The sequence below is a fragment of the Vibrio sp. 11-4(1) genome (assembly GCF_013048625.1).
Lineage (GTDB): Bacteria > Pseudomonadota > Gammaproteobacteria > Enterobacterales > Vibrionaceae > Vibrio > Vibrio diabolicus.
In genome coordinates, this window is sequence record NZ_VHSY01000005.1 from 338,837 (window position 1) to 351,520 (window position 12,684).

At 47.3% G+C, this 12,684-nt stretch carries 13 protein-coding genes; 9 read left to right on the forward strand and 4 right to left on the reverse strand.

The window, feature by feature from the left end; all coding sequences use genetic code 11:
* Nucleotides 1–90: 90 nt before the first annotated feature.
* A complete protein-coding gene (locus tag FKN16_RS12455) occupies nucleotides 91–807 on the forward strand; it encodes a YebC/PmpR family DNA-binding transcriptional regulator (RefSeq protein WP_005392082.1) in 717 nt (238 codons plus the stop codon).
* A gap of 73 nt (nucleotides 808–880) precedes the next feature.
* On the opposite strand, the gene rodA is transcribed toward FKN16_RS12455, so the two are convergent.
* Nucleotides 881–1,963, reverse strand: a complete 1,083-nt coding sequence (rodA, locus tag FKN16_RS12460; RefSeq protein ID WP_085342435.1) for a rod shape-determining protein RodA — start codon at nucleotides 1,961–1,963, stop codon at nucleotides 881–883.
* Nucleotides 1,964–2,370: 407 nt separating this feature from the next.
* Between rodA and FKN16_RS12465 the strand changes: the two genes are divergently transcribed.
* The 8 genes from FKN16_RS12465 (at nucleotide 2,371) to FKN16_RS12500 (ending at nucleotide 9,714) form a co-directional block, all read left to right on the forward strand.
* Nucleotides 2,371–3,039, forward strand: coding sequence for a hypothetical protein (locus FKN16_RS12465; protein ID WP_170902822.1), 669 nt, complete (start codon nucleotides 2,371–2,373; stop codon nucleotides 3,037–3,039).
* Nucleotides 3,040–3,048: 9 nt separating this feature from the next.
* Complete coding sequence (locus FKN16_RS12470; RefSeq protein ID WP_170902823.1) at nucleotides 3,049–3,747, forward strand: ABC transporter ATP-binding protein; 699 nt, start codon at nucleotides 3,049–3,051, stop codon at nucleotides 3,745–3,747.
* Nucleotides 3,735–5,003: an ABC transporter permease gene (locus FKN16_RS12475; protein WP_170902824.1), complete on the forward strand. Its 1,269-nt coding sequence runs from the start codon at nucleotides 3,735–3,737 to the stop codon at nucleotides 5,001–5,003. Before FKN16_RS12470 ends, FKN16_RS12475 begins: the two co-directional genes overlap by 13 nt.
* On the forward strand, nucleotides 4,996–5,781 hold the full coding sequence (locus FKN16_RS12480; protein WP_170902825.1) for an outer membrane lipoprotein-sorting protein: 786 nt from the start codon (nucleotides 4,996–4,998) through the stop codon (nucleotides 5,779–5,781). The genes FKN16_RS12475 and FKN16_RS12480 overlap by 8 nt, the downstream gene beginning before the upstream one ends.
* 45 nt (nucleotides 5,782–5,826) lie before the next feature.
* Nucleotides 5,827–7,155 carry a hypothetical protein gene (locus FKN16_RS12485; RefSeq protein WP_170902826.1) on the forward strand — a complete coding sequence of 443 codons (1,329 nt, stop codon included), beginning with the start codon at nucleotides 5,827–5,829 and terminating at the stop codon, nucleotides 7,153–7,155.
* Nucleotides 7,156–8,184 carry a sensor histidine kinase gene (locus tag FKN16_RS12490; protein ID WP_074190268.1) on the forward strand — a complete coding sequence of 343 codons (1,029 nt, stop codon included), beginning with the start codon at nucleotides 7,156–7,158 and terminating at the stop codon, nucleotides 8,182–8,184.
* 4 nt (nucleotides 8,185–8,188) lie between these two features.
* Entirely contained in the window at nucleotides 8,189–8,980 is a 792-nt protein-coding gene (locus FKN16_RS12495; protein WP_053809536.1) for a LytTR family DNA-binding domain-containing protein, read from the forward strand.
* Between the two features lie 68 nt (nucleotides 8,981–9,048).
* Nucleotides 9,049–9,714, forward strand: a complete 666-nt coding sequence (locus FKN16_RS12500; protein ID WP_170902827.1) for a DUF2268 domain-containing putative Zn-dependent protease — start codon at nucleotides 9,049–9,051, stop codon at nucleotides 9,712–9,714.
* Nucleotides 9,715–9,831: 117 nt separating this feature from the next.
* Here FKN16_RS12500 and FKN16_RS12505 read toward each other — a convergent pair whose 3' ends face one another.
* From FKN16_RS12505 to FKN16_RS12515, 3 genes are all read right to left on the reverse strand, one after another.
* Nucleotides 9,832–10,326: a peptidylprolyl isomerase gene (locus FKN16_RS12505; protein WP_010644425.1), complete on the reverse strand. Its 495-nt coding sequence runs from the start codon at nucleotides 10,324–10,326 to the stop codon at nucleotides 9,832–9,834.
* 122 nt (nucleotides 10,327–10,448) lie between these two features.
* Entirely contained in the window at nucleotides 10,449–12,110 is a 1,662-nt protein-coding gene (locus FKN16_RS12510; protein WP_005392065.1) for a methyl-accepting chemotaxis protein, read from the reverse strand.
* Between the two features lie 180 nt (nucleotides 12,111–12,290).
* Nucleotides 12,291–12,677, reverse strand: a complete 387-nt coding sequence (locus tag FKN16_RS12515; protein ID WP_104970346.1) for a DUF393 domain-containing protein — start codon at nucleotides 12,675–12,677, stop codon at nucleotides 12,291–12,293.
* Between the last annotated feature and the right edge of the window lie 7 nt (nucleotides 12,678–12,684).

Here is a 12,684-nt window from a genome sequence, read left to right on the forward strand (position 1 = left end):
CCTCCCCATTCCTTTGCTAAGCGAAATTGAAAAGGTTTCGCTTTTTGCTAAAATCCTTCGCATTAAATTTGAATTTAGAGAGACATCCCGATGGGAAGAAGTTTTGAAGTGCGCAAAGCCTCTATGGCGAAAACTGCAGGCGCGAAAATTAAAGTTTATTCCAAATACGGTAAAGAAATTTACATGTGCGCGAAAAACGGCGGTAGTGACCCAGACATGAACTTGTCTCTTCGCCACCTGATCGCGAAAGCGAAAAAAGATCAGGTACCAGCGCACGTTATCGACAAAGCACTAGACAAAGCGAGTGGCGGCGGTGGTGAAGATTACCAACCAGCGCGCTACGAAGGCTTCGGCCCTGGCGGCACAAGCGTGATCGTAGACTGTCTAACAGACAACGGTAACCGTACATTCCAAGATGTACGCCAATGCTTTGTTAAAGTTGGTGCGAAAATTGGTGTTGAGGGTTCTGTTTCTCACATGTTCGATCACCAAGCGGTATTCCAGTTCAAAGGCGACGATGATGAAATCATCCTAGAAACGCTAATGATGGAAGATGTGGACGTAACTGACGTTGAGCTAGAAGACGGTGTGATCACTGTATTCGCTCCTCACACTGAGTTCTTCAAGACGAAAACAGCGCTAAATGGTGCGTTCCCAGATCTAACGATCGATGTGGAAGAAATCACTTTCGTTCCTCAAACTCACACTCCAGTAGCGGGTGAAGATGCTGAGAAGTTCCAGAAATTCCTAGATCTTCTAGATGACTGTGACGACGTTCAGCAGGTTTACCACAACGCAGAGCTATAATTTCTTAGCTTCCACCGTTGTAAAAAGGCTTCCCGAGGGAAGCCTTTTTTGATCGCACTCTTTGCTAGCAGCATTATGCGTTGCGATATTTGGAATAACACAGTGACATGATCACACCAAAACAGATGCCTTGCGTCAGCATGGCCGTGCCGCCGTAACTAAAGAACGGCAGAGGGCTTCCCATTACAGGCAACAAGCCGCTCACCATGCCTGTATTGATAAAAGCATACAGGAAAAAGCTCATCGCTAATGCACCACTCACAAGCCGACTAAAAAAGTGTTCAGACTGACATGCAAGCAACATGACGCGCGCGGTAATAAACAAGTACAGTGCGAGCAAGACTAAACTACCAACAAAACCCCACTCCTCGGCATAAGTCGAAAAAATAAAGTCCGTATGACTTTCTGGAATAAAGCCAAGTGTTCCTTGCGTAGCATTCATCCAACCTTTGCCTTTCATTCCGCCGGAGCCTATCGCAATTAAAGATTGGATGATTTGGTAGCCCGAACCTAACGGATCCGACTCCGGGTGCAAGAACTGAGTAACGCGGCTTTTTTGATACGTTTCCATGACGAAGAACCACAAAATTGGCGCCAACGTTAATATACTCGCGACAAAGCCACCGATTATTTTCCAGCTCATGCCAGCTAAAAATAAAACGAATAAGGCGTAAATGACGGTAAAAACTGCACCGTCTAAATCCGGTTGTAGCGCGATTAACCCAGCAGGAATCATTGTGATGAGTAAGCAGAATGCGATTTTCCTACTATCTGGTCTGCCACCTTCAATATGTAGCATCCACGCGATCATGATTGGAATCGAGAGTTTGATTAGCTCCGAGGGTTGAAAGCGAAAAAAGCCAATATCGAGCCAACGTTGAGAACCATTAGTGCTATCGCCAAACAAAGCGACAGCAAGTAGCAGCGCAACCGCAATAATGTAGAGATATGGAGCTGAGCGTTGATAGCTAGCGGCGGGAATCGATGACATGACCAATATACAAACCAAGGTCAATCCGCAGCGTGCTAAATGCTTGAAGAGCATGGCCTCATTAAAGCCACTGGCACTCCAAAGTGTTAGTGTACTCAATAGCATGATCGGAATGATCGCCATCAGCAGTGGCAAATCGACCCTGGGGAAAAAACGCTTATTCATTTTCTACGACCTAATAACGCACCCAGTTCGAGCGCGAAAACAACCAGAACTCGAGAGTTCGAACTATTCCGATGCTAAGAATCCTATTTGGAAATAACAGACACCATGCAAAGGTGTGTATGAGAGGAGCGTCGATGTCGTCTGTTATGGGTAAGCTGCTTGGAAAGCTGTGGAATGGATAAATACACTAGACGCAGGTTTTAAGCCAGTATTTTTATTCCTATTGTGGTGAAAGACAGACGCTTACAAACAAGCAGGGATATATGCTCTCTTTAAGAAGGGAATGTCATTCATCGCAGCAAACAACCGTTCATTCTAAATAACTGCCATTGGTCGCATGCAAAAGCAGCGTGCGACCTTCTCCCTTAATCTGAAGCCATCAAATCACGTTCAACTAAGGACAGTACATGATGGTTTCTCAATCTCGCTCAATCAAAGCTCTTAAACTGGCAAGTACGTTTATCGCCGCATTTGCACTCAGCAGCAATTTGGCTCTGGCTAATCCAAGCGAGCGCACACTCAGTCAATTCAACCAAGCAGCGCAGGGTGACTCTGGCTTAGTTGATACCGTTTACGGCGAATTATCCAAACAACTCGAAGAGCAGGGCGCAACGCCAGTGACGTTGGTTTACTTGGGCAGTGCGGAGACATTGCAAGGCCGTGAGGCGTTTATGCCTTGGAACAAGATGAAATTCACCGAGCGCGGTCTTGCCACTATCCAGAAAGGCTTGGATTTAATGGCGAATCAGCCAGTACCACTGCAAGAGCAACAACGTTTACAAGGCTTGCCGGAATACCAATTAGCCACTGCCATGGCAGCCACTACGTTTACCTCTCTACCTGACATGTTCAATCACTTTGAGCGTGGCTACGAGCTGTACCTTTCTCTGCTCGATGAACCGAGTTTTAGCCAACAACCTTTCGCGGCTACTTCGTGGATTTATCGCTACGCCATTGAAGCGGCACTGCGCGCTGACGATGTTCAACAAGCCAAAACATGGTTAGCGCAAATGGAGCAATTAGGCGACAGCAATTTAGAAACGCAAACCGCGAAAGCGCTGCTAGCGAAATATTAGGGAGGCGTCATGATTGTTTTTAATCAACTTAGTCGCGATTACGCCCTTGGCAGCCAAACCGTACGTGCATTGCGAGATGTGTCTGGTGAAGTATTTGCCGGCGAAATGGTGGCATTGTGTGGACCGTCTGGCTCAGGCAAAAGCACCTTACTTAACGTGCTTGGCATGCTGGATACTCAATACCAAGGTCAGGTGACATTTGCAGGCAGCCCATACCCAATCGGACAAATGCAGGCGGCTAAAATGCGTCGTGAAAAGCTTGGTTTTGTGTTCCAAAAATTCAATCTTGTGCCTGTGATTACGGCGTTGGAGAACGTGGCGTATCCGTTACACCTCAACGGCTTTTCAAAAGCAGAACAAACCGAGCTCGCTACACAAATGTTAGAACACGTTGGCTTGGGCGAGTTTATTCATCACATGCCAGATAACCTATCAGGCGGTCAGCAACAACGCGTGGCAATTGCGCGTGCCTTAGTGCACAAACCGGCGTTGGTGATTGCTGATGAGCCAACCGCAAGTCTTGATAGCCAAACTGCCAACAAGGTCATCGACATTATGAAAGGGCTCGGACACGAGCTTGGTACCACTTTTATCGTCGCCACTCACGACCCTCGTATGGCATCTCGCTGCGATCGAACCATTGAATTGGTGGATGGCAAAACCACCCAAACGCACGCAAGTGTGGAGGAGGTTTCATGGGCAAGCTAATTCCTGTTTCGGTTCGCCTTGCTTGGTTGAACCTGCAGCGCAATCGCCGCCGTAGTTTGTTGTCGATGCTGATCGTTGCCATTGCCGTGTTTGCATTAACCAGTGCGGGTGGTTTTGGTCTGTATACCTACGACAGTTTGAAAGAGTCGACAGCGCGCGACACGGGGCATCTGACGTTAACCACGCCGGGTTACTTTGCCAAAGAAGAAGAGATGCCACTGAGTAACGGTTTAACTCATGCGGACGACATCACCAAGCAATTGATTGGCTTGAATGAAGTGCGAGGCGTGCAGCCACGAGTTGAGTTCAGCGGTTTGATTTCCAACGGCAACAAGTCCTCGATCTTTATCGGCATTGGCGTGAACGAACGCGAATTCGATATGAAAGGACCGTTTTTGGACGTGCGCGACGGGCAAACACTTTCCAACATTCATGCATCGCGTTATGACCCAGCAGAGCCAGAAGTGATGCTTGGCGTTGATTTGGCGAACAACTTAAGCGTGCACGTTGGCGATTGGATTACCTTGCTGGCGACCACTACCGACGGCGCATTGAACGCGTATGACTTCAAAGTTCGTGGCATCTATTCAACAGGCGTACCTGAGCTTGATAAACGCCAGCTGTACGTGCACATCAACAGCGCGCAATCGCTGCTCGGTTCAGACAAAGTCAGCGCGTTATCTGTCTTTCTGTTCGATACCAGTTTAACTAACCAAGTCGAGCAACAAGTGGCTTCGGTTCTGATTAAGCAAAAGCAGAACTTTGGTGATCAAGATATTGAAATTACGCCTTGGCAAGAACGTGCGTTCTTTTATCTCAAAGTGAAAGATTTGTACGACCGTATCTTCGGCATCATGGGGGCAGTGATGGCGCTGGTGGTCTTTGTTGCGCTGTTCAACACCATGACCATGTCGGTCACCGAGCGCACCCGTGAAATCGGCACCTTGTCGGCTCTTGGTAGCTACCCTCGCGAAATCATTGCTGGGTTCTTGCGCGAAGCAGGGTTACTTGCGGTGATTGGCAGCCTAATCGGCGCTTTGTTTACTGGGTTAGTGACCGTCTTACTGATGGTCGTGGATGTGCAAATGCCGCCACCGCCGGGCCGCACGGAAGGTTACCCACTAACGATTTACTTCTCTTGGGAGTTGGTGGCTGTCGCAGGATTCGCAGTATTGATGATTTGTTTGGTTGCGGCGTTTTTCTCGGCGCGCAAAGGGGTGAACAAGCCAATTACGGAGGCACTGATTTATGTTTAATTTCAAATCACTATTACCAATTGCATTGCTGACGGTTAGCGGCATGGCAAGCATGAATACCAGTGCGAATGAATCAGCGCTAGATGCACAGCAAGTCGCTAAATTGATTGAAAAAGCGGACAGTTACCGCTTGCACGATGATTCCTCCAAAGTGGTGTCACTGGTGCGCTTATATCAAGACCAAGAGTTAGATAAAACTCGCCTCTATCACGTGTACACGCGCCCAAATCGTGAATCGCTGGTGGTGTTCAAATCTGCGGTTGAAGCTGGGCAAAAGATGCTGATGATGGGCGATAACTACTGGCTGCAAATGCCAAAGAGCCGCCGTCCGATTCGCATTACGCCAATGCAGAAGCTGCTTGGTGAAGCGTCTATCGGCGACATCTCAACCCTAACGTGGAGCCAAGATTATCAAGGTGAATGGAAAGCGACAGAAACCGTTTCGGTGAACGGAGAGAGTGTTGCGGCTTATCACCTTGCCTTAACCGCGAAAACCAAAGGGGCGAGTTATCAGAAGATCGATTTATGGTTGTCTGAGCAAGATGCGTTTCCAATCAAAGCCGATCTCTACTTGCGCTCAGGCAAACTCGCCAAGCAAGCGCTATACGGGCGTGCAACCGACAACGGTGAAGACTACGTCAGTGAGATGACCTTGCTTGATAGCATTCAGCCGAGCAAAAAGACCGTTATCGAGTATCAAGAGATCGTGCCTTGGCAGCTGGATAACAAGTTCTACAACCCAAGCTATTTGCCGAAAGCCAATACGACTCAGCTTTAGCCTGAACTCCGTAAATAGAACCATGAAAACGAGCAAGGAAGTCACATGAAATCGCGCCAGCCTATCTTTACCAAAAGCACCAGTCTGTTGATTGCTGCGTCATTGTATGTGGGCGCTGCAGCCCCTGTTTTTGCCAATGATGAACTGAGTTTTGAGTGGGATTGGGCTGTCAGTTACGAAACTGCCAAGCAGCGTGACTGCGCATTTATGCAGGCGCAGGGCAGTTCTCGTGATTCACTGAATGCACTGTTGGATGTGCAGGTGAATTATCAAAACTTTAGTGGCTTGTTTGCTCTGTATAGCCAAGGTTTGTACCTCAATCAACAAGGAGAGAGCGAGTGGTGGAGTGAAGCTGATAACCAGCTGCTGATTCGAGAGCTTGCTTGGCTAGGGGAATGGCAAGTCGGTGACACCACACTTGATGTGAGCTTAGGTAAGTTGCGCGTGGATTGGGGGGTAGGTTATGGCTACCGACCTTTAGATCTGTTTAAGCCTTATCGACAAAACCCTGTTGGCTTAGTCGCAGAAGAGGGCGCGGGTGTGTTTTCACTTTCACACTATGATATGGCAGGCGAGTGGACGGTGATTGCGACCGATTCAAGCTGGGGGCAACAAGACCAAAGTGCACTTGATCAAGCCGCAGAGCAGCAAGGTGTTGGTATTCGTCGTTATGCGCTGGTGGGTGACATCGAGTATCAACTTATTGGTTATTACGATGATGTGCGCCGAGGTTTACTTGGAGCCAGTGTAATTGCGGTGTGGGATGAATCCATCGCAATGCACGGTTCCATGCTGTGGCAAAAGCAAAGTGTCGGCTATCAGTTTCAGCAGGATGATCTTTACCGACCCATTTCGGTTGAGGAGCAGGGCAGCGCATTCCAAGCCTTAGCTGGGGTGAACTGGGCAAACCAAGCCGGACACAACGTGATTGCTGAATATTGGTACGACAGCCGAGCATGGTCGAAAGGCGAATGGCAACAAGCAATGGAGCGTGGCGAATTTCTCTCTCAGCTCCCTGATCCGAATGTATCTCTACTTGCGACAAGCTACGCCCAAGGGTTTCAGCATGCCAATATCGTTCAGCATAACGTAATGCTGCACTGGAGTTGGGATGTGGAAGCGTGGGCTGCATGGAACGGCAAAGCAGATATGGGCTGGCTAAGTGATGTAACCCCTACGTTGGATGTGATGCTGTCGCCACAAGATGGTGGTGTGATTGTCACGCAGTGGCTTAACTACCAATGGATTGATACTGGCGTTCAAAGTGTAGAAGTGGAAGTTGCCGCACGCTTTTTAACCGGAGACGACCAATCTGCTTACGCACAAATCAATGATAAGCATATGATTGTATTTAACATCAAAGGGAAATTCTAAATGTATTCAGCTAAGTTAATGGTAGAAAGTGGATGGCTACGCAGTGTGGTTGTCACGACTTTATTCTGTTTGTTTATCTCGGTAATGACATTGTCTGTTTGGGGGGGGCCTTACTATGTGCATGTATTGGTGAGCTTTGGTTTTGGTTACTCCGCCTTGTTCTTCTCTTGGTTAGTCGACAAGTTGTTTCCTAGCATCCCTCGTAGACTAGAAATTGCTTTGTCACTGACCGCCTGTTTGTTGTTTGGCGTCATTAATGCGCAGTTTTGGCTCGGTGAATACTTCGGCATTTCGGGCATGCTGCCAGTGTTGCTGATGGGCTTGTTATTCAGCGGCATGTGTTACTTTTATTTCCACTCACGAGAGAAAGAAGCGATTGCTCAGCGTGAATTAGAGAGTATCAAGCGTGAAAAGGCAGAGCAGGAACGTGCACTGTTGCTAAGTCAGCTTAAACAGATGCAAAGCCAGATTGAACCGCATTTCCTATTTAATACCTTGGCAAATATCAGCGCGTTGATGTCCCAGGACGTTGATAAGGCCAAGCAGATGTTGGATCAACTTACCGCACTATTACGTGCGACGCTAAAAAGCTCACGTGAAGAGCACACCACGATTGAGAATGAAATTGCCTTAATTGAAGCCTACTTGAGTATTCAGAAGATACGTCTGGATGGACGTCTAAGCTACAAAATTGAAGTAGAAGACGGTTTAGGAACAACAGAACTGCCACCGATGATGTTGCAACCTTTGGTGGAGAATGCCATTGTTCACGGTATTGAGCCAAAGCGAGAAGGCGGCGAAGTCAGTTTACTCATAAAGCGCGAACAACAGAACTTGCAGATTGAAGTTAGAGACACAGGTGTTGGCTTGAATCATGTCAGCAAGCATTGTGGTTCAGGGGTAGGGCTGAGTAACTTGAAACAACGCGTCGATGCGTTGTTTGCAGGCGAAGGACAAGTGTCGATCAGTGAACCAGTTGAAGGTGGCGTGAGTGTCCGTTTGAGTTGGCCAATGACAAGCAAGGAATAGTGGAATGAATACAGGGTTTACTGCCATTATTGCTGATGATGAACCGCTATTGAGGCGTCATCTTGATAAAAGCCTAGCTGAAGTGTGGCCAGAGCTAGAGGTGATAGCCAAAGTCGCAGATGGTGAACAAGCGTTGCAAGCCATTGAGAAAAACCAACCTGACATTGCGTTTCTTGATATTCGTATGCCAGTTCTGGATGGCATGACACTAGCGCAAAAACTCAATCAACTCGCCAATCCACCTTTGATTGTGTTTGTTACCGCGTACGATGATTACGCCATCAAAGCCTTTGAACAAAATGCCGCCGATTATTTGCTCAAGCCTATCTCGGATGAGCGCCTCCTGACGACGTGTGAAAGAGTGAAAGCACGCCTTGCTAAGCGAGAGCAAGAAAGCAGCAATGTGCAGATGAACAGCCTGTTAGAACAGTTACAACAATTATCCGCGCCTCAAACGCCGCAATATCTTCAGTGGATCAAAGCAACGCAAGGGGAAGATATTCATCTGATCGCCACGTCTGATGTGCTGTATTTCAAAGCGGAAGAAAAATACGTTTCTGTGTATGCCCAACAAGGACAAGGTAAAGTGCAGGAGTATTTGATTCGCACATCGTTGAAAGAGTTGATAGGGCAGCTTAACCCAGAACAGTTCTGGCAAGTGCACCGTTCAAGCGTGGTGCAAGTGTGCAAAATTAGCAAGGTAAACAAAGACTTTGCAGGCAGAATGTTTGTTCACGTTGGAGAAAACAAGCTCCCCGTGAGCCGTGCATCTCAAAGTTTGTTCAAAGGGATGTAATCGCTAGAACTGTTCACTCTTTACACTGTAAACTCGCTGCTCTTAACCCACATTATCAAGGAAGATAAATGAGTTATCGCGTCACCCTCTTAAATGCGACGGGAGAGTTGTCTCCACTCGCTGAGTATTTACATCAGAAACTTGATGACCTGAGCTCACAGCTTTCTAGTTACTTTGATTTAAGTAACATCGATTTAAGTAGCAACGATTTAAGTAACGTAGACCTGACCGTTAGCCCGTTTGATCGCAATGACGCACCGCAGACGGGGATTGGTGGCTATTGCTTAAGCGCCCATCGTGTAGAGATTCTTCTTGATACTCAACGTGCAGATATTAAAAACGTGATTGATAAAGAACTAGCTGCGGTGCTAGCGCATGAGTTGCATCACCTGTTCCGTATGCGAGCGGGAGAGAATGGCGTTGCGCTTGGTGATGTGCTGATTATGGAAGGGTTAGCTTGTCATTTCGAACGCAAGGTGAATGGAGGCATCACACCGAGCTTGTTTGAGAACATCAAAGATCAAGATTGGCGTCCTTTCTATGCTGAGATGAAAGACAAGCTGACCAGCTTAGATTACAACTTCGACGCTTACTTTCTTGGCAGTGATGAAAGCCGCTGGCCGAAATACATGGGGTATTGGGTTGGGTATAACCTTGTCGCTGAATATCTGGTGGACTTTCAAGGCTCTGAGCTTGATTTAGTCGGAGCAAAAGCCGAGCTTTTTTATCAATAAATCCGGTACAAGCCAAACTCATCGATTGAGTCATAAAAACAAAAAGCGCCTAAGTCATAAGACATTAGGCGCTTTTTTCGTTTTGTAGCGACGATTTCTACCAAGAGGCAAATGGGCTTATTCGCTGACTGTCACTTTCTCGATAATGATTGGATCGCATGGCACATCATCATGGCCAAGCTTAGAGGTCGTTTTTACTTTCGCGATGCGATTTACAACATCCATACCCGCGGTCACTTTACCAAATACCGCGTAACCCCAGCCTAGGTTGGTGGTTGCGGTGTGGTCTAGGAAATCGTTGTCTTCCAAGTTAATGAAAAACTGTGCCGTTGCAGAGTGCGGTGCATCGGTACGCGCCATTGCGATAGTGCCAACAAGGTTCTTTAGACCACGGTTTGCTTCGTTTGCGATTGGGGCGCGCGTTGGCTTTTCTGCCATGTCTTCGGTGTGACCGCCACCTTGGATCATAAAGCCATCGATAACGCGGTGGAAAATGGTGCCGTCGTAGAAGCCATCTTCACAGTATTTTTTGAAGTTCTTTGAGCTAACTGGCGCTCGTTCTAGATTCAGTTCAATTTCGATGTCACCGAAATTGGTGGTCATGATAATCATCTGGTTTTGCCCCTGTGGGTACTAAGTTGGCGGCATTATAGCTAAGTCGTTTGAGGATAGCAGAAATAAAAACAGCGACGTTTTGGCGTCGCTGTTTCTACTATTAAGTATGGTTAAGGAAGTTAAACCGTGAAGCGTCCCACCAAGTCGTAAAGCTCGTTGGCTTTGTGATTGAGGTTTTGGCTGCCCGAGCGATTTTGATTGGCAAGGTGCGCCGATTGACTACTTTGCTGAGAAATGACTTCGATGCGTTGTGAAATCTCTTGTCCAACTTGGCTTTGCTCTTCGGTCGCGGTAGCGATCAGCGTGTTCATGTCCATGATATTCGCAATCGCTGCTTGAATATCTTGCAGCGCAACCGATGCAGCACGTGCTTCTTCTACTGTCGCTTCGCCACGTGCTTGGCTAGATTCCATCGCTTTTACTGCGGCATCCGATCCAGCTTTAAGTTGATCGATCATCTTGTGAATGTCACCTGTGCTGTCCTGAGTGCGGCTTGCAAGCTTACGCACTTCATCCGCTACAACTGCGAATCCGCGTCCTTGGTCGCCCGCTCGTGCCGCTTCAATGGCGGCATTTAGCGCAAGCAAGTTGGTTTGTTCAGCAATATCTTGGATGACTTCAAGTGAGGATGAGATGTTCTGCACGTCACTCTCTAGACGTGAAATTACAGTGCTTGCTTCAGAGACCTCATTCGCTAGCGCTTCAACGGAATTAGCGGCGGAGTCTACGATGTGTTTCGCTTGTTGTGCGTTGTCATCGGCGTTTTTAGCGGAATCGGCGGCTTGGTTTGCGTTGCCAGAGATCTCGTGAGCGGTGGCCGTCATTTCTGTCATTGCAGTCGCGACTTGTTCCGTTTCCTCACGTTGACCAGAAGCCAATTCATCCACTTGTGAGGCGCGTTGAGACATGTTGTTAGTTTCTGATACTACCTCTTGTCCGACATGGCTGACGCTCTTAATAATTCCTTGCAAGCTCTCAACGAAGATATTGAAGTTATGCGCGAGCTGCTTAAATTCTGGCACGCTAGATTCTTCCATACGCGCGGTTAAGTCGGCGTCACCTTGCGCGAAAGATTGGATTGAGCTGTCAAACTGTTCGATAGGGCGCATAATGCTACGGTTGACGAGTACGGCAAAAATGGCCACGACAACGGCAATAGAGACACAAAACATAGCAATAGCGGCTAAGGTATTGTTTAGCTCATCGTTTGCTGTGTTTTCCATCTCTGTAATGATCGCATCGATGTCATCAGTATAAAAACCTGTGCCAATCATAATATCCCACTTGGGAATGAACATGGAGTAGCTGAGTTTTGGTAATGCTTCGGTTTGCCCTAACTTAGGGAAGTAGTAGGTTGTGAAGTCACCCGTTTTGGCGTTTTTCAACAGGTCTTGGATCAGGTAGTTGCCTTTTTTGTCTTGAAGGTTATAGAAGTTTTCTCCAACCCCTTTGTTGTTTTTTCCGACAACAACACGCACGCCTTTTGAGTCGTACGCAAAAATATAACCTGATTGGCCGAACTCTAGCTCTTTGAGCACTGGAATAGCTTCTTGCAATGAGGCATTACGATCCAATAATGGTTTGAGTGCGGAATGAGCCATCTGCACATAGTTTTTCAGTTCCGCTTTCTTCATCGCCATCATCGTCGTGTGCGTATGATTGATTTGTTGTTGGTTGTAGGTACTGGTTTGGAGGTAGGTAAACCACATCATACCCAAAGCAATCGTTAACACGGGAATGATGGAAAGAATATAAAGTCGCTTTCTTATCGTTAGATTCATAGGTACTTCCTTACGTCTCGGCGCAGCGTTACAAACTGGTAAACTTCAATAGCTTTACCAAATAAAAGTGTTAATAATTATTTTTGTACTGATTGCAGATTAACCGAGTTGGCGGGTGAGAAGTACAGGAAGTTGGTGATCGTGGACGAGAGAGACTCACATTTTTAAGCAGGATCACAATTAGCGAGAGCATTGGCCCGAGTTGCAGCGGGAGTTACCAGTAAGCCAGTATGAGACACGATACCTATTGTTGGCAAAGCGCAGGTAAAGCCAGTCTGCAATTGGCTTGAGTAATGGCCAACGTAGTGGTGCATATAGCCAACCTCGTCCGACCAACTGCCATGCTCGGTGAGTCACATCAAGACCAAGTATCAGTTCATTGTTGTCATTCAGCGCATGCAAAATCGTGTTGGCTTTTTGCGCGTCTATCTGTGGGTAATCAGAAAATTCATCGCTGTAGATATCGACGATTTTTATCGCTTGTTTTACATCTCGTCGCTTAAGTGCGTGCATTTCTTTGGCGCACAGTGGGCAAGTTCCGTCATAAAATATGGTGAGTTTTGTCATTGCGATC

Coding starts and splice junctions, on each gene's coding strand:
- rodA (WP_085342435.1), bottom strand. CDS start 1,963: ATGAATAAGCGTTTTTTCCCCAGGGTCGATTTGCCACTGCTGATGGCG.
- FKN16_RS12455 (WP_005392082.1), top strand. CDS start 91: ATGGGAAGAAGTTTTGAAGTGCGCAAAGCCTCTATGGCGAAAACTGCA.
- FKN16_RS12475 (WP_170902824.1), top strand. CDS start 3,735: ATGGGCAAGCTAATTCCTGTTTCGGTTCGCCTTGCTTGGTTGAACCTG.
- FKN16_RS12470 (WP_170902823.1), top strand. CDS start 3,049: ATGATTGTTTTTAATCAACTTAGTCGCGATTACGCCCTTGGCAGCCAA.
- FKN16_RS12490 (WP_074190268.1), top strand. CDS start 7,156: ATGTATTCAGCTAAGTTAATGGTAGAAAGTGGATGGCTACGCAGTGTG.
- FKN16_RS12505 (WP_010644425.1), bottom strand. CDS start 10,326: ATGATTATCATGACCACCAATTTCGGTGACATCGAAATTGAACTGAAT.
- FKN16_RS12485 (WP_170902826.1), top strand. CDS start 5,827: ATGAAATCGCGCCAGCCTATCTTTACCAAAAGCACCAGTCTGTTGATT.
- FKN16_RS12510 (WP_005392065.1), bottom strand. CDS start 12,110: ATGAATCTAACGATAAGAAAGCGACTTTATATTCTTTCCATCATTCCC.
- FKN16_RS12515 (WP_104970346.1), bottom strand. CDS start 12,677: ATGACAAAACTCACCATATTTTATGACGGAACTTGCCCACTGTGCGCC.
- FKN16_RS12500 (WP_170902827.1), top strand. CDS start 9,049: ATGAGTTATCGCGTCACCCTCTTAAATGCGACGGGAGAGTTGTCTCCA.
- FKN16_RS12465 (WP_170902822.1), top strand. CDS start 2,371: ATGATGGTTTCTCAATCTCGCTCAATCAAAGCTCTTAAACTGGCAAGT.
- FKN16_RS12480 (WP_170902825.1), top strand. CDS start 4,996: ATGTTTAATTTCAAATCACTATTACCAATTGCATTGCTGACGGTTAGC.
- FKN16_RS12495 (WP_053809536.1), top strand. CDS start 8,189: ATGAATACAGGGTTTACTGCCATTATTGCTGATGATGAACCGCTATTG.